Genomic DNA, 24,608 nt, shown 5'->3' on the forward strand with positions numbered 1-24,608 from the left:
GGCGGCTCGCACGGTCACTCACCGAGTGATGGATGCCTACTTCTACCAGAGTGCCCACTGCGGCAACTCACACCCTTTCCTAGCTGTTCTGCAGCAACCTATCCGCTTGGCGCATTTCCTTGCGCCAACCTGCGCCCGTCTCTTTCTCCCGGAAAGAGACGGGCGCTCCTACCACTGCTGCAGCCCACCTCGTACAAGGCATTGCGGCATTTCCCCTCGTGACAATCGGCGTGACAAACACCGAAGTCACCAGCAACAGCGATGCAGATGATGGTGCCGCAGCCCACGGAATGGACTGCACCTGACTGACAGTCAGGTATGCCCCGGTCATCGCCTCACTGCCTTAACCCGACTCAGGATCTCGCGGCGCTGGTCTCGTCAGCCAGCGCAGCCTCCACCCGCCCACTTCTTCGGAAGTGCTCAGGAGGCCAGATCATGAGATGCCCAAGCTCCCGGTCGTAAGGAGCCGCCAGTCCCACGTTAGTGGACAACCCTCACAGGTCGCAGGGGCCTTGATCCCTGATAACACTCAACATTCTTGGCGGGATGACGTGGGGAAGGTTTTACAAGTGTGCCTTCGAGAGGAGTTTGGTCATGGGATTGGTCGGTAGACGGGATGGGCGTAATTTTGGGTATGGTCGGCAACTGAGTTATGCCGGAACGCAGGCGTTAAAAGACATGTTCGGCGGAGGGCATTACGGCACGGTCAAAGCGCACAGCGATCGCTGGCAGGCGTTTGTGCGCTGGTGCCGCTCAGACGATGGACCAGGACTCAACGATGCACGGCAGATAGATCGCCAGATCTTGTCGGATTACGCGGCGCATCTGCGTCACTTAGTCGAGCGCGGCGACCTCGCTATCGCCACCGCACAAAATCGATTATCCAGCGTGAACCGGACCATGGCAGCGCTTCGCGGTGATCAGTACGTGAAAGTTCCGAGTCCGAGCAAGGCGTTGGAAATGCAGCGCACCACCATCCGCACGACAGTTCCACGAGGCCAGGATCGCGAACACGTGATGCGCATCGTCGATGCGCTCCGCGAACAGCATCCTCGTGCCGCGGCGATCGCACAGTTGGCACGCACCACCGGAATGCGCCTGCGCGAAGCCATCTTAGCCGACCTACCGCGTCTTCAACGGGAGGCCGAACACTACGACAAGATCAACATTCAGGATGGGACCAAAGGTGGCCGCGGTGGTGCAACAGCGCCTCGCTGGATCATAGTGGATGAGCATGTTCTGCAAGCGCTAAGGTGCGCTGAACAGATTTCTCCCGACGGCAGCCGCAACCTGCTCGCGCCCAACGAGAGCTACCTAGATTTCAATCGGAGTGTCGTCCGACCCGTCCGAGATATCCTCCACGCGCAAAATCTCAAAGGCTTTCACGAGTTGCGCGCGGCCTATGCGTGTGAACGCTATGAGCAGATCACCCACCACCTAGCGCCCATCAACGGCGGCAGGCACAGCCAACTTGATCCCAGATTTGATCGAGAAGCGCGCGTACAAATCAGCTATGAACTGGGGCACGGTCGGCTCGACGTAGTATCCGCCTACATCGGGGGGCGAACATGAGCAAACTATTCGATATGGAGCTTTTCCTAGCAAGCGTACTGACTGGGGCGCATTCCACACGCGAACGACACATACGACAGGCCAAGGCTATCCAAGCAGCCATTTCTGATCGTTGGCACCGAGAGAATCCATGGACGTGGCAGAGAAAACATCTAGCTTGGTTTGTGAATCACCATATTGACTGTCACTCAAAATCGTCTCGCTATTATTATCTGCTGACGATAAGCCACATCACTTTTCGCTTAGGGAAATCATGGGATTTCCACCGGTAGAAGCCGCCCTATACCTTTTCGGCCTGCCCCATATCACCGGCGGAATGTGGGGCGATCGCGGGCAAAGACCATCATCGGCTGCAACCACCCATCGGCGCCAAAGTGAATGAGAGCAATCGGCCCTAGTGGGCGCCAGAACGAGCTCAGCAGGCCAAGACCTTTTTAAACTCATGGCACCTAGCCATCCACTATGAAACTGGCATATGGTAAGTACAGGGATTTGGACTGGATCAAGAAATTGATCGCTAGAGCCCCGCCTGTATTTGGGGGGGAAAGTAAAGCAGTGAAAAAAGGACGCTAGAATGCCGTGGTCAGATCAACATCTGAAGTGGCTTACAAACACCAATAAAAAAATCACGACCTCCTGTGGAAAAAAGGTTGCTGTGTATGAATTTAATTATGATTTGACGGACTCAGTTACGATATCCGCATGGGCGCGACACTTTCGAAATCACTATTGTAGCGACAGCACAATTGATCTAATTAAATCTCCTGACCTAAGCCGTTCCGATTATTTATTGACACTAAAATTTCCGAGCGGCACCCAACGACCAGGCCCAAGCATTCGAGCCGGCGATTTCGCGGAAATATTAGTTGCCGACTACTTACATTTTCTACGCTCATTTTATATTCCTAAAACGCGATACGATAGAAAAATAATAGCTAATGAATCATCAAAAGGCTCCGACGTTATAGGCTTCAAGCAAAAAGTCAGTACCCATGAGCGCGACGATGAACTGATAATTTTTGAGGTCAAGGCAAAGGCAAGCGAAAACAAGCCAATAAATCTGCTACAGACCGCTATAAATGATTCAATGAAAGATGAAGCAAGAATTGCGGACTCGTTGAACGCAATAAAACAGCGACTTATTGACAAGCAAGAATTCACTGAAGCAGCGATGATCACTCGATTTCAACTAGGAGTTGATCGACCTTACAAGCGAATATATGGTGCCGGAGCAGTATTGACTAGCACCTCGTACGACCCAAACCTTATTTCAAAATCCAGCTCTAGCGACCATCCAGGGAAGGACTCACTTGAATTGTTAGTTATATCAGGACCGACACTAATGGCCCTTATACACACACTTTACAAGAAGGCCGCAGATGAAGCTTGAAAGCAAATCAAATACACTTCTAGCAATAACCAAGTCCAAGGCCAAGCTGTACGAGTTCGGCATCGATGAAAAGTTTCACATTGAACTTCCCATTAGTCCGGCAAACTTGCTCATTACCACAATTGGGATCATTGGAGAACTGTGCGCATCGGAAGCCAGATTTTACGGAGACAAGCCAGAAAACTTTGAAGAGCTAAAAAAACAGCTCGTTACTGCAGGGCAATATTTCGATGCCCTGAATCAGTCCAAAACAGCCAGTGAGATACAGAACTATCTTTTACTACTTGGCTCAACCGCCTATTACCTTGGAGGGATGCCCGGCAGTTCTCACGTGCTGTCCAAGAGCCTGAACTATGACATCAAAGATCTTACACCAAGCTACATCGAAGGAATACTTATATGGCTATTAAAGTCAGATATCAATCAAGATTGGTATAGATACTCCAATAGCTATTTAAATATAGAAGCCGAAAGCTTTGTCGAAGAGTATGTAAATTTTTTTGCGCGAGGCGGAAGCCAAGATAACTTCGTAAGTGCCTGTAGCAGACTTAGGGCACTAGTCTATCAAGGAGGTAGCGACAGAGAACTTCTATTAGTAGACGCAATAATTGCCGTCGCTCTTAACAAGATAAAAAATTCCTGCCTGGTATGTTTAGAGAAGTACTCCGGCCTTCCCTTGTCGGCCTGGAAAAATGCGATTGAAAAAGATTCCTTCATCAAAGAATTTTGGCCTGCTCAACATTTGATAGGCGAGTCGGGAGTCTTAAAGGGAATTTCAGCGGTAATTCAAATGCCTACAAGCGCAGGCAAAACAAAGTCTGCCGAGCTTATAATACGAAGCGCCTTCGTATCAAACAGGGCAGATACTGCATTTATTGTTGCTCCATTTAGAGCACTTTGCAGAGAAATAGCCTCAAGTTTCAAAGCAGCCTTCGAAAATGAAAACGTATCTATCAACGAAATGCAAGATACGACTGAACTCAACAGTGAAGAACAAGATTTCCTCCGTTTTTTACTGGCAGACAGCAAATCAAAACATGAAAAAAATATTGTAGTGGTAACACCAGAGAAACTTGTTTACACCTTACGCCACTCACCAGATCTGGCGAAGAGCATTGGCTTATTGATTTTTGACGAAGGACATCAGTTTGATAGTGGTAAGCGAGGAGTAACCTATGAATTACTTCTTACGCACTTAAAGAAAGTCGTCAGCGAGGACACGCAGAAGGTTTTAATATCTGCTGTAATGTCAAATGCGGAAACTATTGGCGACTGGCTAAATGGGGGCGAAGGAGTGCATATTCAAGGCAGTAGTTGCCTCCCGACCCAAAAAAGCATTGCGTTCGTTAGTTGGACTAAAAGCTTGGGCCAACTTCACTATTTAAAGCCAGACAACAAAAGTGACAGTGGTTATTTTGTACCACGAATTATTGAAGAATTGCCATTAAAAAAGAATACGAAGGAGAATTTAAAAGTCTTCCCCGTACGCGCAAAAGTCCCTAGTGTTTCTGCCTACCTTGGGCTAAAGCTATGTCATCAAGGACCAGTAGCATTGTTCTGCGGAACGAAGAAGTCAGTGACATCTATCTGCAAAATACTACTTGATGCTTACAAGCGCGAACTCAAACTCCCATTCCCTAATGAAAGTAGTGATAAGCTTGAACTTGAAAAAATAGCCTTCCTCGCGTCGCAGCATTTTGGAAAAGCGGATGTTTTCCCGAACGCGATTAAGCTCGGAATTCTTCCGCACAGTTCAAATATCCCCAATGGTTTACGCGTATCTGTAGAGTGGGCAATGGAAAATAGTAAAGCCTGCCTCGTCGTGTGTACCTCAACATTAGCCCAAGGTGTAAATCTGCCAATTAAATACTTGGTGGTTTCCAGTCTCAATCAGGGCCTTCAGGAAATAAAGACTAGGGATTTTCAGAATCTGATAGGCCGAGCCGGGCGCTCAGGGCACCATACAGAAGGAAGTATCATTTTTGCCGATTCAAAGATCTATGACGGAAGGTCAAACTACAAAGAAAATTGGCGTTGGAGGAAAGCCATACACCTTTTGAGCTTCACCAATGCTGAAAGCTGCTTGAGCAGTCTCAAGAGTTTAATATCAGAATTTGAATTCGAGCATGCCTCTGCTGGTCATGCACAGAGATTCATCGAAGCTCCGGTGGAGCATCGTAATCTTTGGGTAGCTTGGTCGGCAAAGAACAGTATAAATATAACTCCACTGCTGGACGAAATGAGCAGGAAGCTAGAACTAATAAACTCTGTTGAAAGTTTTCTCTTATCATACTTGAAGGACAATCCAGATACCGAAAATACCCAGTCGCTGGCCTCTCTCATAGAAGACACTCTCGCTTTTCACCTAGCCGAAAAGGAGGAGAAAACTGCGCTAATCAAAGCTTTCAAAGTTATCGCAGCACGGGTCTCGGGGGTACCGAAGGAAAAATATTCATACTATGGCAGGACTCTGCTTGGGGTTGGACAGCTAGTTATCATTGAACAATGGATTGATAATAACTTATTTGATCTTGAGCTTTGCACTTCAAGTCAAGACATACTGCACGCATGCTGGCCGTTAATAGCTATTCTTTGCGATAAAAAGCTTTTCAATAGCCTGATTTCACAAGACCTTCTCCCTAAGTTTGCACAGCTTTGGATAGAAGGCGAAAGCTTCGCCAATATTTTTAAAAACATGAAGAAAGCCGGACTTAAATATCAAGCCCCTGTTCGCAAAATGAACTTAACAATGGATCATGTCATTGAGTTTGCGACAGGTATTTTAGCCTACGACGTAATGCTATTTGTTGGTGCAATAGCAGATATTTTAGAAGGACGGACAATGGGCACAGATATTACAGCCCATACTAGGCTACTCCAAAATCAATTAAAACTTGGGTTAAAGTCAGAGCTTGAACTTTGGCTACATCGAAAAGGCTATGTGGACAGGGAAGTTTGCAAGAGCCTAGCGTCCGTACTAGTGAAGAAACAGAAATATGAAACCATATTTGAGCCGAGCATTGTGGAGAATAACTTTGAGCTTGTCCAAGAGAGTCTGACTAAGTACCCAACATATTTTCTAGATGCGTATAAAACTAGATAGCAGGACTGCTGCCTTAATAATTTTAGCCGTCAGAATCTTATTTAGGGGCAAACCGTCTATCTGTAGGAGAAATCTGAATTACCCTTGCAGTCGGTCTGTGTGCGTCATAGCTATCAACTACGTTCAGATTCCCGTAGCGTTACACCAGAATCGATCATCTCCGATAACTTTTGTCATGTGTGATGACTCGCGTCACGTACATGCTGTCGGAGTCCGATCGGAAATTTGTAAGGGCCTCGCCCCCTCCTCATTGCTTGGGACGCATAACATGTACACCTTTAGAAGAGTTTCAATTATCACGCGGACGGCAGAGCGAGTCCCCATGTGAGCGGCACCAAAAATCGCCATCAACCGATATTCATAGTCACGTTTCCCAGACTGAATGAGATCCTCAGGGAAATCCACCTCTGTTTTATCGATCATAGTGTGGCGCAAATAGTCGCAGTTTTATATGCTGGTCGGCGTCGCTTTACCGCGTGAACACTTCATGAATTCCCTTTCTCCGTTGCTTGGCGCACTGCAAAGATATTGTCAACTCTACCCCCTAAAGCATTCAATACAAACAGCACCATCTATTCACCAAAACTACAAACATCTCACTTAATCAAAAACACTAAGCGACTGCATACTCTGCTGCCGCATCAGATGTTCTAGTTTTATTCACAATATCATCAGCAGATTCGTGTTCCCCCTCTGAAAGTCTTTCGAGCTCTAGCTTCAAATTTTTATTAAGAAACTCGTGCTTCAGTTCGAATTCACAAAATATTTCGCTCCACTTGAAAGCGTAAACCTTATATTCACCTGAAAATATAAGCCCTGGCTCCCCATGGCTTTTAAGGCTTGATATCTGACTGCTTATATATCCAGTCGAATCAAAATCGTTACCTATAAGATAAAACTTCCACTCCATATTCGACGCATTGAATTCAGGCTCTGACTTAATAACTTGATAGTAACTATATATTTGGTCTGATTCTTTTTTTCCGAGCCTTACATTTACGGGGTGTTTTAACTCCAAAATTACATTCTCAATTTTATTTTGGTTTTTGCGTTGCCTGACAAGGAAAAGATCCATTTCTCTGTTTCTATCATCATGTTCAATTTCTTTTTCTTTCGCCGTGCCTTGTAGCAGATGGGTATATCTTCTGAGGGCCTCTTCAAATTTCGGCTCTGCTGCAGTTAAGAGCAAATACTCCTCTCCAATCAGCCAATAGTTACGCTCCGTCATTTTTTGAAGGTGCGGGACTTCGCCAGCATACATTTTCGGATCAAAAACTAATCTTTTAAACTCAGCAACAGATTTATATCTGTCACTTATGAGCTCAATGGTGCTTACAATTGACGACATCTTCGTAGTTTTTAGCTGCCTAGCAAATCGTTCCCTTTCGCCCGACGACAGTTCTAAAACCCCTCCTAAAATCTCAAAAAGGTCACCAACCTCACCGGAGTCAATTGCCAATGCAATGAAGCTGATAAATGTCTTTTTTTGAATTACATTTAAGTTAGCAAAAATACGAGGTTCTACTTGATAAAGCTGCGTTATAGTCTCTTTTAAATCATCATGCCGCATTTGTTCCCAGCGGTTTTTAGAGTTAAATTCTGGAAAATAACCCTGACTTTCAAACTCTTCCGTCAGTTTTCTAGCGTGATCGACTATGAATGGCTTGCGCTTATTTCTAAGAAACTCATTTACTTTTAAAATTAGCTCTCTAAACTCTTCAGCCTGATCATTATTTGGAGACACTGCATCTATTGTGCCCGGCTTTATGCCAGACACAAACGAGTCAAAATATTTGCTACTTATAAAAACACTGTGATAAAATTCATCACTTTTATTATTCAGTGTTGTAGGCTTTGAGTACTTGAAGACCCCATTTATATCTTTGCAATAATATCTAGAGAAATGCCTATTTAGCTTGTGAGACCAACGGATAAACCTTACATCAAACACGTACTCGCCAATATAGACAGTAAAGTCTTCTTTGTCTTTTATTACATTACCATAGCTCAACTCTGAGCCATTAATCCTAATGGAAAAACCAAGATCTTTGTTGAGTTCGAGAAACCATGAAAACTCCTTCTCCAAAAACCTGACAAGGTCATTTTCTATATAAGCTGATGAAATACCGTAAATATTATAAAATGCGACCGACGTTCCGGTATTATCAGCAGGTGCTAGCTTTATTTCCGACGGATCATAATCATCAATATGATCGCTATCAACACTGATATCGTACCTGTGTTTTTTTCCATCTTCTTCGTAGCAGGTACTCCATCCTGCTTTTTGGGCGAAGTGAAAAAAAGTTAACCGACCCAATCCATTCTTCCCATGAATCAAACTATGCTGTACTTCTAAGTCTCTTTTTTCAGAAGACAGTACAGGTTTAAATTTTTTATCTACCAAGTCGAACGGAATTCCAGCCCCGTTATCACTCACATATAATTCATTGATCGTCCCGAGTTCATTTTCGACATAATCTATACAAATAGTATTTGCACCTGCGTCGAATCCATTCCATATGTACTCTGAGATTGCTCTGTATGGCTTGAATGACTTTAACCGGTTTCTAATTCCTTTGGCTTGAACTTCTACTTTTGCCATGACTCTTCCCTTTTAATTTATGCGTTACTTCTGATTATATGCTTATCTAAATTTATAAAATGGTATGGCAAATTGCTTTTTCGCTCCTTATTTTTAAGCATAAATCATCTATTGGGGAAAAAGGTAGTTTTAGAGATACAATCGTCTCATTCAATAAAAAATTACATGCATAACAACACGTTAAGAAAAAATTCGACTCCTGGTGCGCACCATATCTCAAAGCCCCGCAATGCGGGGCTTTGTGGTTTCTGGAGCTTGGGAAACTGCAAAAAATCAAATCACCTTTTCGGCCGAAATGCCCAACAAGTGTCCACACTTAAAATCTCGGGCTGCTTGCCTCAGTCCAAATCTCGACTTCTATGATGCCTTGCTCAGCTCAACGTCAGTCCCGGTATACGTATTCTCCAAACCCACCGGACCACCAAAAGCCCCCCTCACCCCCCTCCCAAGCTTTATTCAAAATTATGCCCTGCCAATAATTATGCCCCCCTCATAAAACCAATAATTCCCCCAGCCACCTATCCGTACCACCCGACCCGACCGAAAAAACAACCCATCAATTTTCTCGATTGCTCCCCCCCCCCTCACCACGCTAACCTCCCCCCGTCGCCACCACCCAGCGACCGGGCCTGAGAACCCGATTTGATGCAGGCGCCAACAGCGCCACGCATTCGTTTTCACAACGAACGTGCTGCTCTCAATCAATATGGGAGTTCCACCAATGACCGCAACAAATCCACCCGCACTCACCACCCTCGGCGTCACCCCTTTCTCCTTTCACTCCGACCAACCTCTGTTCCGCGTCAACAGCGGCGTTTCCCTGCATGAAGCCTTGCACCACGTTTCCGATTTGCTCCACGTCGCCAAGTTGCTCGCAGAGGATGCGGCGATGACGAAGGAGACGGACCGTTATGCCTGGGCGTCGCATTATTTGCAGGAGATGAGCAAGGCGGTGATTGATGATGTGGTGAAGGTGTTGGCGTCGCCCTGCAATGCTGAGCAGTAAGGGGTAAAAGGGCTAGCCGGGCGTGCGCTATCGCGGGCAAGCCCGGCTTCCACATACAAGCGCTTTTTAGGCGAACCGCCCGCCTTTTTTTCGCAAGTAAATCATCTGCGCAGTCACGCCGATAACCAGCGCCAGTGCGATGCTGCCTTGTGCGCCGAGCAGCACGGGGGATTGCAGGTCTGTCACGAACGGGTGCCCGTCGGGCACGCGGCGCAGTGTTTCGGATACGGTGGGTACCATCAGGAAAAATGCGGTCAGGCTCAGGAAGATTGTTTCCAGGTATGCGCGTGCGCGGCCGAGCCAGGCTATGTGCCCTACTGCATATCCGGCCGCGAGCAGGGCAAGGGTGATGATGCCAATGATGTTGCTCACTGGCTGTTTGGCGACCAGGAATACGCTGAAGGCGCCGATCAGCATCGATGCCAGGTAGAGCTTGCCGGGTGTTGAGCGGGGCACGATGCGGCCGTGGCGGATGAACATGTAGGCGGCCAGTGGGATGGCGGGCAGGCTGCCGAGGGTGTGGAGCCAGCCGAGTGGGGAAATTCCGAACATGGTGTGTGTCCCGTGTGGGTGGATGATGTGCATAAACAGGCCGCGCGGGAAACGTGCATCCCGATGGCGGCGGCGCGTTATGATCTGGGGATCAGCTTAGTGAAGGCGTGGCCGGGCAGACATGATGAATCCCCTCGATAACTTGATCATTCATCCAGAAATGCAGTTGGAGGGGCTGGCCAAAGGCGATCTGTTGTCGCAGGTGCTGGCGCAGATTCGTCTGACGGGTGATCGGGTGTATTCCTCTGCGTTGGCCGATCAGCAGCCGCTCGAGCTGGATGAAAACAGCGCGCATATCTGCGTGCTCCAGCAGGGCCAGTTGCAATTGGAGGGCGGCGGCCAGTCGCCGATGACGCTGCAACAGGGCGATGTGCTGTTGCTGCCTCACGACCCCACGGGCATAACGCTGACGGCGTGCGATGGGCCGGCCAGTGTGGTGGTTTGTCGGTTCTGGTTCGACGCGAGCAGTTTCCAGGCGATGCTGTTTGCCCTGCCCCGGCTTATTCATATTCGGCAAACCGAAGCCGCCGCCTGGGCCGAAGGCATTCTGCATTTTATGTTGCTTGAGGCCCATGACACGCAGCCGGGCGGGGCATTGATGATTTCACGCCTGATTGATTTGGTGGTGATCCGCATCCTGCGCACCTGGGTGCAGCAAGGGGCTGCGTCGGGATGGCTGGGCGGGTTGTCGGATGCGCGCATCGCGCGGGCGTTAAGGGCTATTCATGCAGCGCCGGGCCAGCAGTGGCGCATTGATGCGCTGGCTGAGGTGGCCGGTATGTCGCGTTCCAATTTCTGCGAGCGGTTCAGCGCGTTGGTGGGGCGCTCGCCGTTGCGGTATCAGAATGAGTGGCGGCTGACCTTGGCCAAAAGCATGCTGGCCAAGCAGGAAGGTCGCATCGGCGAGGTGGGTTTTGCGATTGGCTATGAGTCCGAGGCCGCGTTCAGCCGGGCCTATAAAGCCTTTTTCGGGCGCTCGCCTCGGGATGATAACGCCCGGCCAGGTTAGGCCGGGCGTGGTGCTGTATCAGTGCCCGGCGCTTTGCCCGCCGTCCACGTGCAGGATCTCGCCGGTGACAAACCCGGCGCTCTCCAGGTAGGTGATCGCCTGGGCGATATCACTCACTTCGCCCATGCGCCCGACCGGGTGCAATTGCCCCAATGCGGCGTGGGAATCTTCGCCATGCATCGGCGTCTTGATGATTCCCGGGCTTACCGCGTTCACCCGAATGCCGCGTTTGGCGTATTCAATCGCCAGGGATTTGGTCGCGGCATTCAGCCCGCCTTTGGTGAGGCTGGCGAGTACCGAAGGCACGCCGTCGATGGCGTGATCGACCAGGCTGGTGGTGACATTGACGATGTGGCCGGCGCCGTGTTTTTCCATCTCGGCGATGGCCAGTTGGGTGATGTAGAAAAAGCCGTTGAGGTTTACCGCCAACACGTTGGCGTAATCGTCCTGGGTGTAGGCGGTAAAGGGTTTGGCGATGAAGATGCCGGCGTTGTTGATCAGGCTGTCGACGCGCCCGAAGGTGACCAGGGCTTCGCGGATGACGCGCTGGGCGGTGGCCGGGTCGGCGATGTCGCCGGGCACCGTGAGGATGTTCGGGTCGGTGGACGGCTGGATCGAGCGCGAGGTGGCAACCACGCGATAATCAAGGGCGCGGTAGGCTTGGACTACGGCGGCGCCGATGCCTTGGGAGGCGCCAGTGATGATCACGACTTTGCTCATTTTGTTTCTCCGGTAAGGGCTTGGAATCTGCGGTATTCGGTGGTGGTGACGCCGGCGTAGCCCCAGTTATCGGTGTCGATTTCTTCGATGACGATGTGGGTCAGGTCCGGGCGCTTGTTGAGCACGCGTTCGAGGGTTTCGGTGAACTCGGCAATGACCTGGGCTTTTTGCTCAGGGGTCACGCCGTCACGGGTGATGCGCAGGCTGACGAAGGGCATGGTGATGGCTCCAATGGCGGGCAGTGAGGCCAATTTAGGCTTGCGCCTGGAGCGGATAAAGACGGGCCGGAGTACTTCATTAGTGACGTGGTGTAACAAGTGTTCACGCCAGTTCCACAAGATTTCACATTCTGCTGCGGTACTGGATAAATAGCATCTTTGGGTGTTCCCAACCCCCATCAACCCGCATCTTCGCGATGCAAGGAACTCTAATGTCGTGCGTTCCTCCTTCCTGCGGCGGCGGCGGCACGCCACCGGCCACCAGGGGAACCGGCAGCACCAACACCGCCGGTTCGGCGATTGCCAAGATGGAAGCCACATTCAACATAGCTATCGAGAAGTCGGCCAAGATCACCGAGATCTGCTCGGCGAAAAAGGCCGAACTGGACGCCACCAAGCAGCGTCCGCAAAACTGATGCGGGGAGGCTGACAGCACGTAAGTGTCGTTTGTCTTACTGCCTGCTGTTACCTCCCTAAACGACGCCCAAAATCACGTAGTCGCTATTGCACTATTGATCAGCAGGCAAGGCACAGTGCAATGGAATAATGCAGACCCCGGCACTCGATTTTCCAGCCGCTTTAAGCGATAGCGGCTGAATGTAGCGAAACCATGCGGGCGCCCCTATTACGTGTTTTTTTGATACGGGTTTAGGCACGGCCAAGCGCATATCACTGTTACGCGTTGCGAAGCATTGGCCGGAACGTTTGGGCCAATCTTTGAAGTTGGTACTTATGAGTGAGTCCGGGCACAGCAAAAGAACATCACCAAATGAATATAACGGAAACGCCGTGATATAGACTCGCCCGTCACCAAATGTATTCGCACTCCAGGTAGCCTCATCAAATGCCATACCTTTGTACGCATCACCCACAATATAAATAGCCGATTCGCTTTGCCGTACACCTAAAATCCCGGCAGCCGAATAGGTGATCATACCCAGTGTGCCTGATGAAATAGTAATCACAAACAGGAATACCGCAATCGACGACAAAACCGAATAAAATACCCGCGTCCATAACTTACCGCTGAAGAGGTAAAACACGACAATCGGCAATAATGAAGCGATCATTGTGAGTGTCACAATACCCGCCACAACATTGACAGTTTCTGTCTCCAGATCACCAGAGTATGCGCGAAGTATCAATAGGGCCGGAGACGCACCCGATACCACAGTAAACATTACAAGAAACCAGACAACGGCAACAAAAACAACTGATTCGATTTTATTTTTATTAAAGCTTTTTTTATTACCCAACGCGACAAGACCCGCGTCTCTCAGGGATTTAAACTGAAAGCCAATTATCAAAATCAAAGCCGTTACGAAGGCTATACACAGCATCGTCCAAAGTATATTGTAGTCTGAAAAGTAAAAAATGCCGATTGCGAAGATGACAAACCCTGCTATCACAGGAGCTAGCAAACAAAGCGCTGCCGTTCTTTTGTCGACATCGCGCTTTCCAAACATGGATATTGCCAAACTGAAAAGAGAAGGTGTCGCTATCAAAACGAACATATAAGCAAACGATACAAATACAACCAGAAACAACCAGACAAACAATGAAGCCTGTACAGATACCGAGGCCATAAAAATGTCTGTTCTACCAATGGTCCTGACGTACACATACAGCGCGAGCACCCCCAATGCCGACCCCAGGAATGTCACGATAGGCCATTGCTCAGAAAAAGAGCGACTTAATCTATCTACGATAGTAATCAAACCGTCCTTAAAACTCTCTAAAAATAACGGCGTACTTTCTCTCACTGTCAGCGCTTGACTTTCACTCACACTATGATCCTTCACTTATTAACGTCCATAGAAAAACCCCGAACCAGTCGGGGTTTTTTATTGCCTGGAATCAGGCGCGACCTGCGATCAATTAGAAAACGTTGATCGGGTAGTCGGCGAACAGACGGATTTCGTTACCGCCTACGTTGTAGTTGCTGGCGTTGTTGGAGACGCGCAACCACGACGCACGAGCGCGCAGGCTCAGGTCTTTGGCTGGGCCGCTTTGAACGACATATTTGAACTGGTTGAAGATTTCACGCTCGGTGCCACTGCCACGGTTGGAACCGTCGTCAATGTTGGTGCCGCGCACGTAAGCGATGTTGTAGGTCAGGCCAGGCACGCCGAAGGCGCTGAAGTCCAGGCCGTAGCCTGCTTGCCAGGAGCGCTCGTCCTTGCCGTTGAAGTCGGACCAGTAGGAGTTGGCCAGCAAGATGGTATTGCCGCCGTCGCCGATACCGCCAGCGTTGCGGTAGCCGCCGTACAGGTAGCCGGTGTCGCCGGTGCTGCGCTGGTGAGCGAGGGTGAAGCTGTGCGGGCCAACAGCCCAGGTAGCGCCCAGGCTCCAGATTTTGTTGTCGCGGGCGTCCGCATCACCTTGGTTTTCCAGGGCGAAGCTGCGGTCCAGCTTGGTTTTGTAGCCGTTGAAGTCAAAGGTCAACGATTGCTTTTCTGGCAGGGCCAGCACGTAGTTGACGTTGACGTATTGCTTCTTCAGCACGTCCTGCATGTTGGAGGCGTACAACGCGGCCGACAGGCTTTCGGTGAATTTGTAGCTACCACCGATGTAGTCGATGCTTTTCAGGCGGCCGCTGTCGCTGCCTTCGGCGCTCTTGCGTGCTTCTTTGGTGAAGTGACCAGCGTCCAGTTGCAGGCCGGCGATCTCTTTGGAAACGATCGAGGTGCCCTCGTAGGTTTCCGACAGCAGGCGCGAGTTGTCATATTGCAGGACCGGCACGGCTGGCATCTGCTGACCGTATTTGATCACGGTGTTGGAGATGCGCGCCTTGACGGCTGCGCCGCCCTTGGCCAGGTCGTTGGCGGCTTCGCCGCTGTCGCCTTGCTTGAAGAAGTCGATACCGCCAGCGCCACTGCGACCTTTACCGCCGTCCAGGCGAATGGCGTATTGGCCGATCACGTCCACACCCACACCGACGGTGCCTTGGGTGAAGCCGGATTCGAACTTGCCGATGAAGCCCTGGCCCCATTCGGCTTTGTCTTGCTTGCCGTTTTTGTAGTCACGGCTGATGTAGGCGTTACGTGCTGCGATGTTCAGGTGGCTGTCGTCCACGAAACCCTTGGATTGCTCCTGGTCGTTAGCCATTGCTGTCGATGCGCTCAAAATCCCCAGAGCGATCAGACTCATCCGTTGCTTCAACATTTCTTATATTCCTTATTACTGGTTGAGTACGCGCTGTGACACCAGGCTCCGTGTTGCTTTTCTGGTGTCGACGCTATCCAGAAAAAAGAAGGCCCGCGGACGACTGAACTGCCGCGGGCCTTTTTTTATTGGATGAGTCATGGCGGTGAGCCACAGGCGTTGGGCGCAATCCTATGCGCGCGTTGAACTATGTGTCAATTTCGTGAATCGTCTGTATTTAGGCGAAATAATTCTAAGCGGTGCATTCCAAGGCCTCCGCTCAAGCCTGAAAAACCGTCTGATACGTCAACAAAACACATCATGTAACACTTTTAGCGGCGGTATGTTTGGGAATAGATAACCTGCGCAAATGCAAAGCATTACCATTCGCGCGCTTTTCTCTTTCCAACACTTTTGGACACATTCCCCATGCCTGCCCCTCGCCTGACGCCCATCACTTTTGGGCTTTCTGTTTTGCTGTCTGCCGGTTTCGCCTGTGCCGCCACGGTCCTGCCTGAAACCTCGGTGAGCGCCGAAGCTGATGAAGACGACCCACGCGTCAAGGAGACCAACACCGCCACCCGCACAGCGACCTCGGTGCGTTACGTGCCCCAGGCCATCGACTCGGTTAAAACCGAAAGCCTGCGTTCCTACGGCACTAACGACCTGGGCCAGGCGTTAAGCGGCATTCCCAACGTCAGCAGTGGCGCCGATACGCGTTTCGACAGCCTGCGTATCCGTGGTTTTGACGCGAGCAATGACTTCTACCTGGACGGCATCCGCGATGACAGCCAGTACGTGCGCGACCTGCATAACATCGAGCGCATCGAAGTGCTCAAAGGCCCGGCCGCCGTACTGTACGGGCGCGGCGGCCAGGGCGGGATCGTCAACCGCGTGAGCAAACTGCCCCAGGCGGGCCACACATCCAGCATTGAAGCCCAAGGCGGCAGCCAGGATTTGCGCAGCCTGTATGCCGACCTCAGCACTGACCCAACGGATAACATCAGCCTGCGCCTGAACATGGGCAACCAGGACAACAACAGCTTTCGCGACGGTGTGAGCGGCAATCGCCAATTGTTCGCGCCGTCGATGAGCTGGCAACTGACGCCGGACTTGAACTGGCTGGTGCAGTACGAATACAGCCGTTACAACCGCACGCCGGACCGTGGCATTCCCGGGGTCAACGGCCGCCCGGCCGATGTGAGCCGCAGCACGACCTACTTCGATAACCGCGATTACATCGACGATAAATCCCAGTCCCTGCGCTCCAAGCTGGCCTACGAGATCAACGCCAACTGGCAGCTGCGCCACACCCTCGGTGTGTTCAAGCTCGACAGCGATTTCGACAACACCTACCAGGTCGGCTACGACCCCAAAACCAACAAGGTCTCGCGCCAGCGTTGGCAGCAAGACCTGAACACTCGCAACGTGTTCAACAACCTTGAGCTGGAAGGCGGTTTCGACACCTTCGGCCTGGAGCACCGCCTGCTCACCGGCCTGGAGCTGGGCAGCCAGCGCCGTGATCCAAAGTTATACAGCGCCACCGCCACCAACCGTGGCGGCCAGGCGGTGCCGAGCCTGGACCTCAACCAGCCCGACCGCCACTTGAGCCACACCGGGCGCATGAGTGTTTCCAGCAACAACCACACCGAAGTCGAAAGCCGCGCCCTTTACGTGCAGGACCAACTGCGCCTCAACGATCAATGGCAAGTGCTGGCCGGCCTGCGCTACGACCACTTTGAAGTGGACACCACCAGCAAGCTGCTCAATACCCAGCAGGCGGTCGACAGCCACAGTACCAGCCCGCGCATCGGCCTGGTCTGGACGCCGCTGGAACATCATTCGTTCTATGCCTCATGGAGCAAGACCTTCTCGCCAGCCGGCGGCGGTTTGATCGGCATCACCCCCAATGCCTCAGGCGCGGTCAACGACCTGAGCCCGGAGCTGACCAAGCAAAAGGAAATCGGGGTTAAAAGCGACTGGCTCGACGACCGCCTGAGCACCACCCTGGCCGTGTACGAGCTGGAACTCTACAACCGCCGCACCAGCGACCCACTGGACCGCACCATCACCCTGCTCACCGGCGAGCAACGCTCACGCGGCGTGGAGCTGACCGCCACCGGCAAGGTCGTCGGTAACTGGTACGTACGCGGTGGCATCGGCTTGCAGGATGCCAAGGTGGTGAAGGACAACAATGGCTTTGAAGGCAAGCGCATCAGCGACGTGGCCAAGCGCAATGCCAGCCTGTTTATCACCTGGAAACCGGAAATGGGCTGGTACGCAGAAACCGGCCTGACCTTGGTGGGCGACCGTTACGCCGACAACCTCAACACCGTGGTGCTGCCAGGCTATGGCCGCTGGGATGCGCTGGCCGGGTTCCGCCAGAAGGAATGGGACGTGCGCGCGGCGCTGAACAACATCGCCGAAAAAAACTACTACGCCTCGGCCACCAGCGCAGCGCAGATCCAACCGGGCGAGCCGCGTAGCCTGGTAGTGACAGGCACCTACAGCTTCTAAGCCAATCACAATTCAAATGTGGGAGCGGGCTTGCTCGCGAAGGCGCCGTGTCAGTCACTGAATATGTTGCTGACACACCGCATTCGCGAGCAAGCCCGCTCCCACAATGGATCTTGGTGTTCTTCAGGTTTTGCAGTAGCTCACCGAACTTGCGGGCTACAGGCGCCTACAGCTTCTAAATTTCACTCGGTCAGTGTGGGAGCTGGCTTGCCTGCGAAGGCGGTGTGTCTGCCGGAAAATTGCTGGCTGACAGAATGCAATCGCAGGCAAGCCAGCTCCCACAGTTGATCTGGGTGTTCTTTAGGTTTTCAGTAGTTCGCACAGCGCTTGCAGCTCATCCTCACTGAACAACCCCGCCGGGTAGCGTTCACTCATCACGCTGCGCACGTCAGGCTGTTGCTGCCTCACCTGTCGCGAGCCGTTTGCCTTCAACCATAGCGCCAGCGCATGGATCGCATCACCGCTAACCCGCGTCGGGTGGAACGGGCGCGTGTAGATCAGGTTGATATCGGCATTCATTCCAGCGCTCTCTCCTACTGCGTGAGCGGCTAACTTACTCAAGGTTTGTGACAGAACTGTGCAGTCATCACCTTGGGTCACTGTGGCAACACCGATACAAGAGCTATGCCAATGTCCCGTGTTTATAGGCATTCGGACACAAAAAAGCCCGCAACCTAGCCAGGCTGCGGGCTTGCTGTAAGCGCTTTAAACAGGTAGCGCTCGGCGTTCACTCAAACGCTGTTACAACCGCACTCAATTTTTGTGCGGTGCCGGCTGTTGTTGGGTCAGGCAATGGATATTACCGCCGCCCAGTAACAGTTCGCGGCCCGGCACCATCACCACTTCGTGCTGTGGGAACAGGTTCTGCAGGATCTCTTTGGCCTGGCTGTCCAGCGGGTCGTCGAAGCTCGGCGCGATGATGCCGCCGTTGACGATCAGGAAGTTCACGTAGGAACCGGCCAAGCGCACAGTCGGATTACGTTCCTGGGAACCGTCTACCGGATCGACACCGGCGCATTCTTCTTCCGTGGCATACAACGGGCCTGGGATCGGCATTTTATGCACTGTGAACGAGCGGCCTTTAGCGTCTGTGCTGCTTTGCAGCACGGCCATGGCCGCGTGGCAGCGCGCGTAGTTGGGGTCTTGCGGGTCATCGGTCCAGGCCAGCAACACTTCGCCGGGGCGCACGTAGCAGCAGAAGTTATCCACATGGCCGTCGGTTTCGTCGTTGAACAGGCCATCCGGCAACCAGATGACTTTATCTACCGCCAAATGGTCACGCAGCACCGCTTCGATCGCCGCGCGGTCCAGATGCGGGTTGCGGTTGCGGTTCAACAGGCACTCTTCGGTAGTGATCACCGTGCCTTCGCCGTCGACATGGATCGAACCGCCTTCCAGCACAAAGCCTTCGGTGCGGTAGCGCGGTGCGCGCTCGATCTCGAGGATCTTGCCGCCCACCTGCGAATCGCGGTTCCACGGCGCATACAGGCCGCCGTCAAAGCCGCCCCAGGCGTTGAAATCCCAGTTCACTCCACGCACTTCGCCGCTGTTATTGATCACAAAGGTCGGGCCGGTGTCGCGCACCCAGGCGTCGTCGTTGGACATTTCCACCACGCGGATATTGGGCACATCCAGGCGCGCACGGGCGTTTTCGTACTGACCGGCAGACACCGCGACGGTCACCGGTTCAAAGCGTGCAATGGCCTTGGCCACCGCCACATGCGCCGCCTGCGCCGGCTTGCCGCCCAGGCGCCAGTTGTCCGGGCGCTCGGGCCAGATCATCCAGGTTTGGGTTTGCGGCGCCCATTCGGCAGGCATGTAGAAGCCATCGGCGCGAGGTGTGCTGTGCAGGGTGGTCATGGCGTTCAGGACTCCGAATGGGGTGTGAAGGCCGACTTTATAACGGATAAAAATCGGCTTTTAAAGTGATAAAAGATCATAGTCGACAAATATTACAGCCTTTAGTCGATAAAAATCGGCAACCTACAATTGCTCGTCGAGCACCTTCGACAACATGTCGACGAAGAAATCCACGCTGCGTTTAGACGTCACCATCGGCGGCTTGATCTTGAGGATGTTGAGGTAGTCGCCGGTGGGCTGCATGAAAATCCCCAACTCGCGCAGGCGATCACACAGCAGCGCGGTCTCGACTGTGGCCGGTTCCAGCGTGTGCCGATCACGCACCAACTCCAGCCCCAGGTAGAAGCCGGACCCATGCACCGCGCCGACCAACGGGTGATGCTCGATCAAGGCCTCCAGGCGCGCCTTGAAGTGCCCACCCACCACCTGGGCGTTTTCCCACAGCTTTTCTTCCTCCATCACATCCAGCACGGCCATGCCGATGCGGCAACTCACCGGGCTGCCGCCAGAGGACGAGAAGAAATACCCTTCGGCCTCCAGTGCCTCGGCGATTTCCCGGCGGGTGATCACCGCGCCCAACGGCTGGCCATTGCCCATGCCCTTGGCCATGGTGATGATGTCCGGCACCACGCCTTGCTCTTCAAAACCCCAGAAAAAGTGGCCCATGCGCCCGTAACCCACCTGCACTTCATCGGCGATGCACACGCCGCCTTGGGCGCGTACCAAGGCGTACACCTGCTGCAAATAACCCGGCGGCAGCGAAATGCCGCCGGCGTTGCCATACACCGGCTCGCAGATAAAACCCGCCAGCTGGCGCTGGCTCGCGGCGATCTTCGCCAGGTTGTGTTCCACGCTGCGCACGTAATCGGGCGCACTGTCCTGCCCACGAAACTCGCCGCGATAGGTATTGGGCGCGGTCACCGGGTGCACCCAGTCCGGGCGGCTGCTCAGCGCTTGCGGGTTGTCTGCAATCGAGGTGGACACCGCATCCGCCGCCACCGACCAACCGTGGTAGGCCTCCAGCACGCTGAGCATGTCGCGCCCGCCGCTGTAGGCCCACGCCAGGCGGATGGCCAGGTCGTTGGCCTCGGTGCCGCTGTTGACCAGAAACACGCGGTCCATGCCTTGCGGCGCCAGCGCCAGCAAACGTTCGGAAAACTCGGCGATGGCCGCGTAGTGAAAGCGCGAATTGGTATTGAGCAATGACCATTGCCGCGCCGCCACCGCCGCCATGCGCGGGTGGCCATGGCCAAGCACCGCGACATTATTGAGCATGTCCAGGTAAGAGCGGCCCTGCATGTCGATCAAATGGTTGCGCCAGCCGCGCTCGATGCGCGGCGGGTCGACGTAATAGTGCTTTTGCGAGCGGGCGAAGCTGGCATCGCGCCGCGCCAACAGCGCTTCGGGGTCCAGCTCGGGCTGCGCATCACAGGCCAGCCCCAGCAGCGTCGCCGGTGATGGGCAAAGGGCCTGCCAGGCCTGCGCCCGGGACGGCGTGCAGAACAACGGCGGCTCAAGGTCCACGCGGCATAACTGCACGGTGAGCGGCGCGTGCACCTCACCCAGGACTTGCCCCGCCACCAGCACCGCGCCTGCCTTCAGGGCCGTGGTCACACCCCATAAACGCAGGTTCAACGCGGCGCTGTGTACGCACAGCACACCGTCGTCGCCGTGGCGCAACGTGCCAGCAAAAGGCGCCTCCAGCACCGTGCCATGGGGCAGGTGCAATTCCACATGAAGGGGAAAAGTGTCCGGCTCCACGGCACTGTCGGCGCAGGTTCGCGACAGCCGATATTGCCCATAACGGCTGGCTGCCAAGCCATGCACCGCTGCGGCTTCATCCAGCAACCGCCGGTCGATGCCAGGTGCCTCCCAATTGCCCGCCTCAAAATGCGGGCTGAGAACGCCCAGGTCGATCAACGCGAACTCACGGCCCACCAGGCCGGGCAGTAAGGGGGCGAAGTCTTGGTCGACAAGCGGCGTGAGCGTTTCACCGACGCAACCCAAAATGGCAGCTTCCATCAACTCGAAGGGCACTGAGGTCGCCACATGGAAAATTTCCCACTCGTGCTCGGCGTTTTTCTTTAAGTAACTATTGTCCGGGTCCAGGCGCTGCTGTTGTTCACTGCTGAGCACCAGCACTGCGGCGCGGGCGACTATCAGCGGCCACAATGCCTGCAATTCTTCACGCGCCAGCGGCGTCACCGCGTGACACGCCTGGATCGCCGGCAACATCACAAAGGGATCACCCTCGGCATGGTGCAACAGCGCCGCGCAGGTTACCGACAAGTCGGCAATGCGCCAGGTGTGTACCAGGTCGCCGAAATCAATCACGCCCTGTACCTGCCAATGCCGCTGGGCATCACGCTGCCAGACCACATTGTCATCGGTGATGTCCATGTGCACGGCCTGCCATGGCAGGTGCTCGGCCAGCGGCTGCAGACGGCGGCCGACCTGTTCGGCCACCTGCTCCAGCGCCGTGCGCTGGGGCAGGTTTTGCAGTGTGGCCAACAGGTGGGCAATCAGCGCCTGGGCGTGGCGCGGGTCCCATTGCAGGGTGCGCTCCAGGCCCGGATGGGTGAACGGGGCCAGCGCCAGGCTCATGCGCCCACACAGGTCACCGAAACCTGCGATCACATCGCGGCCCAAATGCGGCAGATGGGTCAAAGGCTGCCCCTCGATGTAATCCAGCAGGCGCACATGCAGGGTTTGCCCGCCCAGCGCCACGGTGAGCAGCTCATCACCGCTGAGCGCCTTGATGACCTTGGGCACGCGAACATCCGCATGCGCCTGCAGCGCATTGAAAGCCGCGTGCTGTGCCTGCAACTCGACTGCGGCGTAATCACCCCGGCAAATTTTCAATACAAACCGGCTGCGCTGGCTGTCGACGCGGTAGTTGAGGTCTTGCTGGCTGCCCAGTGCGTGCAACGTGCCGCTAAGCCCGTAATAGTGCTCGAGCAGCTGCGCCGCCTGCTCTGCGTCTACGTGTGGGCAAGGCAAATTAGCGCGATGGATCAACGTGGCGAGCAACATTGTGACGACCTCGGTTTTTTTAAGCGTCTATATCGCCATTACCCGAGGGCAGAAGGCAACCCCCTCATACCGCCGCACGCTTGCGCCGCCCTGTTGCGCAACTCAAGCTATGCTCTGGCTTAACGTCTGTCTTGGAAAAAAGGCTCTCTGAATGCGCATTCTCATCACCGGCGGCGCCGGCTTCATCGGTTCTGCCCTGGTTCGTCACCTGATCCAACACACCGAGCACGAAGTGCTCAACCTGGACAAACTCACCTACGCCGGCAACCTGGAGTCACTCACCAGCATCGCCGCCAACAGCCGCTATGAGTTCGTGCAGGCCGATATCATCGACCAGGCCAGCGTCAGCGCCGTGCTGGCGCGCTTTGAGCCACAGGCCATCATGCACCTGGCCGCCGAGTCTCACGTCGACCGCTCCATTGATGGCCCCTCGGACTTTATCCAGACCAACATCGTCGGCACCTACAGCCTGCTGGAGGCCACCCGCGCCTATTGGCAGACCCTGGAAGAACCGGCCAAGAGCGCGTTTCGTTTCCACCATATTTCCACCGACGAAGTGTACGGCGACCTCCACGGCGTGGACGACCTGTTCACCGAAACCACGCCTTACGCACCCAGCTCGCCGTATTCGGCCAGTAAAGCCGCCTCCGACCACCTGGTGCGCGCCTGGCAGCGCACCTATGGCCTGCCGGTGCTGCTGACCAACTGCTCCAACAACTACGGGCCGTTCCACTTCCCTGAAAAGTTGATCCCACTGGTGATCCTCAACGCCCTCGCCGGCAAGCCCCTGCCGGTCTACGGCGACGGCCTGCAGGTTCGCGATTGGCTGTTCGTCGAAGACCACGCCCGCGCCTTGTTGAAAGTGGTCACCGAAGGTGTGGTGGGCGAGACCTACAACATCGGCGGTCACAACGAGCAGAAAAATATCGATGTGGTGCGCGGCATCTGCGGCCTGCTCGAAGAACTGGCACCACAACGCCCGGCCGGTGTGGAGAAGTTCACCGACCTGATCACCTTCGTCAAAGACCGCCCGGGCCACGACCAGCGCTACGCGATCGACGCGAGCAAGATCGAACACGAGCTGGGCTGGGTCCCGGAAGAAACCTTTGAAACCGGCCTGCGCAAAACCGTGCAGTGGTACCTCGATAACCTGGACTGGTGCCGCAGGGTCCAGGACGGCAGCTATCAAGGCGAGCGCCTGGGTAATACCGACCCAAAAGACCTGATCGCATAAAGTTCTGATCACACGACCTGTTCACCCGGCGAGGGAAACCAATGAATGTAATCGCGACCAAGCTGCCCGAAGTATTGATCCTCGAGCCGAAGGTATTTGGCGATGAGCGTGGCTTTTTTTATGAGAGTTTCAACGCCAAGGCGTTTGCCCAAGCCACCGGCCTGCAGCTGGAGTTTGTGCAGGACAACCACTCTCGCTCGCAAAAGGGCGTGCTGCGCGGCTTGCACTACCAGATAGAAAACACCCAGGGCAAACTCGTGCGGGTAACCGCCGGTGAGGTCTTGGACGTGGCGGTGGATATCCGCCGCAGCTCGCCCACTTTCGGCCAGTGGACCAGCGTGCGCCTGTCTGCCGAAAACCACCGCCAACTGTGGGTTCCAGAGGGGTTCGCCCACGGGTTTGTAGTGCTCAGCGACCATGCCGAGTTCCTCTACAAGACCACTGACTACTACACACCTTCGGCTGAGCGTTGTATTCGCTGGGACGACCCGGAACTCAAGATTGACTGGCAGTTTGAGGGCACGCCGACCTTGTCCGCCAAGGATCAGAACGGCAAGGCCTTGGCAGACGCCGATCTGTTTGCATGACCGGCGAGTGCCTTGCACGCCGGCCCTAGGCATAATGCGCCTGTCCCCACAGGCGCATGAC

The 24,608-nt window shown here is 53.9% G+C and carries 19 protein-coding genes; 10 read left to right on the plus strand and 9 right to left on the minus strand.

The annotated features are described in order from the left end of the window. Positions 1 to 594: 594 nt before the first annotated feature. From FFI16_RS25205 to FFI16_RS25220, 4 genes are all read left to right on the plus strand, one after another. Positions 595 to 1,572: an integrase domain-containing protein gene (locus FFI16_RS25205; protein WP_138817274.1), complete on the plus strand. Its 978-nt coding sequence runs from the start codon at positions 595 to 597 to the stop codon at positions 1,570 to 1,572. Then, on the plus strand, positions 1,569 to 1,844 hold the full coding sequence (locus tag FFI16_RS30745) for a hypothetical protein (RefSeq protein ID WP_138817275.1): 276 nt from the start codon (positions 1,569 to 1,571) through the stop codon (positions 1,842 to 1,844). Before FFI16_RS25205 ends, FFI16_RS30745 begins: the two co-directional genes overlap by 4 nt. A 302-nt stretch (positions 1,845 to 2,146) precedes the next feature. Further along, the gene (locus FFI16_RS25215) at positions 2,147 to 2,962 is read left to right on the plus strand and encodes a virulence associated protein (RefSeq protein ID WP_138817276.1); all 816 of its coding nucleotides are present in this window, start codon (positions 2,147 to 2,149) and stop codon (positions 2,960 to 2,962) included. Beyond that, complete coding sequence (locus FFI16_RS25220; protein ID WP_138817277.1) at positions 2,952 to 6,065, plus strand: DEAD/DEAH box helicase; 3,114 nt, start codon at positions 2,952 to 2,954, stop codon at positions 6,063 to 6,065. The genes FFI16_RS25215 and FFI16_RS25220 overlap by 11 nt, the downstream gene beginning before the upstream one ends. A gap of 613 nt (positions 6,066 to 6,678) precedes the next feature. Here the strand turns inward: FFI16_RS25220 and FFI16_RS25225 are convergent. Continuing rightward, complete coding sequence (locus tag FFI16_RS25225) at positions 6,679 to 8,667, minus strand: ATP-binding protein (protein WP_138817278.1); 1,989 nt, start codon at positions 8,665 to 8,667, stop codon at positions 6,679 to 6,681. A 721-nt stretch (positions 8,668 to 9,388) separates the two neighbouring features. On the opposite strand from FFI16_RS25225, the gene FFI16_RS25230 reads away from it, so the two are divergent. Next, entirely contained in the window at positions 9,389 to 9,673 is a 285-nt protein-coding gene (locus FFI16_RS25230) for a DUF3077 domain-containing protein (protein WP_068931363.1), read from the plus strand. A gap of 66 nt (positions 9,674 to 9,739) precedes the next feature. Here FFI16_RS25230 and FFI16_RS25235 read toward each other — a convergent pair whose 3' ends face one another. Further along, the gene (locus FFI16_RS25235) at positions 9,740 to 10,225 is read right to left on the minus strand and encodes a hypothetical protein (RefSeq protein ID WP_138817279.1); all 486 of its coding nucleotides are present in this window, start codon (positions 10,223 to 10,225) and stop codon (positions 9,740 to 9,742) included. A gap of 121 nt (positions 10,226 to 10,346) precedes the next feature. Here FFI16_RS25235 and FFI16_RS25240 point away from each other — a divergent pair, with 121 nt between their 5' ends. Further along, positions 10,347 to 11,234: an AraC family transcriptional regulator gene (locus FFI16_RS25240; protein ID WP_138817280.1), complete on the plus strand. Its 888-nt coding sequence runs from the start codon at positions 10,347 to 10,349 to the stop codon at positions 11,232 to 11,234. Between the two features lie 18 nt (positions 11,235 to 11,252). Here the strand turns inward: FFI16_RS25240 and FFI16_RS25245 are convergent, their stop codons facing one another. Together FFI16_RS25245 and FFI16_RS25250 are read right to left on the minus strand one after the other, a co-directional pair. Next, positions 11,253 to 11,954, minus strand: coding sequence for an SDR family NAD(P)-dependent oxidoreductase (locus FFI16_RS25245; protein WP_138817281.1), 702 nt, complete (start codon positions 11,952 to 11,954; stop codon positions 11,253 to 11,255). Then, positions 11,951 to 12,172, minus strand: coding sequence for a 4-oxalocrotonate tautomerase family protein (locus FFI16_RS25250; protein ID WP_138817282.1), 222 nt, complete (start codon positions 12,170 to 12,172; stop codon positions 11,951 to 11,953). Before FFI16_RS25250 ends, FFI16_RS25245 begins: the two co-directional genes overlap by 4 nt. Before the next feature lie 212 nt (positions 12,173 to 12,384). On the opposite strand from FFI16_RS25250, the gene FFI16_RS25255 reads away from it, so the two are divergent. Further along, the gene (locus FFI16_RS25255; RefSeq protein WP_138817283.1) at positions 12,385 to 12,588 is read left to right on the plus strand and encodes a hypothetical protein; all 204 of its coding nucleotides are present in this window, start codon (positions 12,385 to 12,387) and stop codon (positions 12,586 to 12,588) included. 93 nt (positions 12,589 to 12,681) lie between these two features. Here FFI16_RS25255 and FFI16_RS25260 read toward each other — a convergent pair whose 3' ends face one another. Then, positions 12,682 to 13,959, minus strand: coding sequence for a hypothetical protein (locus FFI16_RS25260; protein WP_138817284.1), 1,278 nt, complete (start codon positions 13,957 to 13,959; stop codon positions 12,682 to 12,684). 91 nt (positions 13,960 to 14,050) lie between these two features. Then, positions 14,051 to 15,337 (minus strand): OprD family porin, encoded by a 1,287-nt coding sequence (locus FFI16_RS25265; RefSeq protein ID WP_138817285.1) that lies wholly within the window; start codon positions 15,335 to 15,337, stop codon positions 14,051 to 14,053. A 408-nt stretch (positions 15,338 to 15,745) separates the two neighbouring features. Here FFI16_RS25265 and FFI16_RS25270 point away from each other — a divergent pair, with 408 nt between their 5' ends. Continuing rightward, positions 15,746 to 17,833, plus strand: coding sequence for a TonB-dependent siderophore receptor (locus FFI16_RS25270; RefSeq protein ID WP_138817286.1), 2,088 nt, complete (start codon positions 15,746 to 15,748; stop codon positions 17,831 to 17,833). A 300-nt stretch (positions 17,834 to 18,133) separates the two neighbouring features. Here FFI16_RS25270 and FFI16_RS25275 read toward each other — a convergent pair whose 3' ends face one another. The 3 genes from FFI16_RS25275 to FFI16_RS25285 all read right to left on the minus strand — a co-directional run bounded on the left by FFI16_RS25275 (position 18,134) and on the right by FFI16_RS25285 (position 22,726). Further along, a complete protein-coding gene (locus FFI16_RS25275) occupies positions 18,134 to 18,352 on the minus strand; it encodes a hypothetical protein (RefSeq protein ID WP_138817287.1) in 219 nt (72 codons plus the stop codon). 234 nt (positions 18,353 to 18,586) lie between these two features. Beyond that, positions 18,587 to 19,693 (minus strand): agmatine deiminase, encoded by a 1,107-nt coding sequence (aguA, locus tag FFI16_RS25280; protein ID WP_138817288.1) that lies wholly within the window; start codon positions 19,691 to 19,693, stop codon positions 18,587 to 18,589. Positions 19,694 to 19,816: 123 nt separating this feature from the next. After that, a complete protein-coding gene (locus FFI16_RS25285; RefSeq protein ID WP_138817289.1) occupies positions 19,817 to 22,726 on the minus strand; it encodes an aminotransferase in 2,910 nt (969 codons plus the stop codon). A gap of 151 nt (positions 22,727 to 22,877) precedes the next feature. Between FFI16_RS25285 and rfbB the strand changes: the two genes are divergently transcribed. Beyond that, the gene (gene rfbB, locus FFI16_RS25290; protein ID WP_138817290.1) at positions 22,878 to 23,960 is read left to right on the plus strand and encodes a dTDP-glucose 4,6-dehydratase; all 1,083 of its coding nucleotides are present in this window, start codon (positions 22,878 to 22,880) and stop codon (positions 23,958 to 23,960) included. A gap of 41 nt (positions 23,961 to 24,001) precedes the next feature. Beyond that, positions 24,002 to 24,547, plus strand: a complete 546-nt coding sequence (rfbC, locus tag FFI16_RS25295; RefSeq protein ID WP_138817291.1) for a dTDP-4-dehydrorhamnose 3,5-epimerase — start codon at positions 24,002 to 24,004, stop codon at positions 24,545 to 24,547. The last annotated feature ends 61 nt before the right edge of the window (positions 24,548 to 24,608 follow it).

Origin of the sequence: Pseudomonas sp. KBS0710 (genome assembly GCF_005938045.2) — a bacterium.
GTDB lineage: Bacteria > Pseudomonadota > Gammaproteobacteria > Pseudomonadales > Pseudomonadaceae > Aquipseudomonas.

Excerpts from the sequence above, each read along its gene's own strand:
- FFI16_RS25225 (WP_138817278.1), bottom strand. The coding sequence starts at position 8,667 with ATGGCAAAAGTAGAAGTTCAAGCCAAAGGAATTAGAAACCGGTTAAAG.
- FFI16_RS25285 (WP_138817289.1), bottom strand. The coding sequence starts at position 22,726 with ATGTTGCTCGCCACGTTGATCCATCGCGCTAATTTGCCTTGCCCACAC.
- FFI16_RS25275 (WP_138817287.1), bottom strand. The coding sequence starts at position 18,352 with ATGAATGCCGATATCAACCTGATCTACACGCGCCCGTTCCACCCGACG.
- FFI16_RS25240 (WP_138817280.1), top strand. The coding sequence starts at position 10,347 with ATGATGAATCCCCTCGATAACTTGATCATTCATCCAGAAATGCAGTTG.
- FFI16_RS25255 (WP_138817283.1), top strand. The coding sequence starts at position 12,385 with ATGTCGTGCGTTCCTCCTTCCTGCGGCGGCGGCGGCACGCCACCGGCC.
- FFI16_RS25245 (WP_138817281.1), bottom strand. The coding sequence starts at position 11,954 with ATGAGCAAAGTCGTGATCATCACTGGCGCCTCCCAAGGCATCGGCGCC.
- FFI16_RS25215 (WP_138817276.1), top strand. The coding sequence starts at position 2,147 with ATGCCGTGGTCAGATCAACATCTGAAGTGGCTTACAAACACCAATAAA.
- FFI16_RS25235 (WP_138817279.1), bottom strand. The coding sequence starts at position 10,225 with ATGTTCGGAATTTCCCCACTCGGCTGGCTCCACACCCTCGGCAGCCTG.
- FFI16_RS25230 (WP_068931363.1), top strand. The coding sequence starts at position 9,389 with ATGACCGCAACAAATCCACCCGCACTCACCACCCTCGGCGTCACCCCT.
- aguA (WP_138817288.1), bottom strand. The coding sequence starts at position 19,693 with ATGACCACCCTGCACAGCACACCTCGCGCCGATGGCTTCTACATGCCT.
- FFI16_RS30745 (WP_138817275.1), top strand. The coding sequence starts at position 1,569 with ATGAGCAAACTATTCGATATGGAGCTTTTCCTAGCAAGCGTACTGACT.
- rfbC (WP_138817291.1), top strand. The coding sequence starts at position 24,002 with ATGAATGTAATCGCGACCAAGCTGCCCGAAGTATTGATCCTCGAGCCG.
- FFI16_RS25250 (WP_138817282.1), bottom strand. The coding sequence starts at position 12,172 with ATGCCCTTCGTCAGCCTGCGCATCACCCGTGACGGCGTGACCCCTGAG.
- FFI16_RS25220 (WP_138817277.1), top strand. The coding sequence starts at position 2,952 with ATGAAGCTTGAAAGCAAATCAAATACACTTCTAGCAATAACCAAGTCC.
- FFI16_RS25205 (WP_138817274.1), top strand. The coding sequence starts at position 595 with ATGGGATTGGTCGGTAGACGGGATGGGCGTAATTTTGGGTATGGTCGG.
- rfbB (WP_138817290.1), top strand. The coding sequence starts at position 22,878 with ATGCGCATTCTCATCACCGGCGGCGCCGGCTTCATCGGTTCTGCCCTG.
- FFI16_RS25270 (WP_138817286.1), top strand. The coding sequence starts at position 15,746 with ATGCCTGCCCCTCGCCTGACGCCCATCACTTTTGGGCTTTCTGTTTTG.
- FFI16_RS25265 (WP_138817285.1), bottom strand. The coding sequence starts at position 15,337 with ATGTTGAAGCAACGGATGAGTCTGATCGCTCTGGGGATTTTGAGCGCA.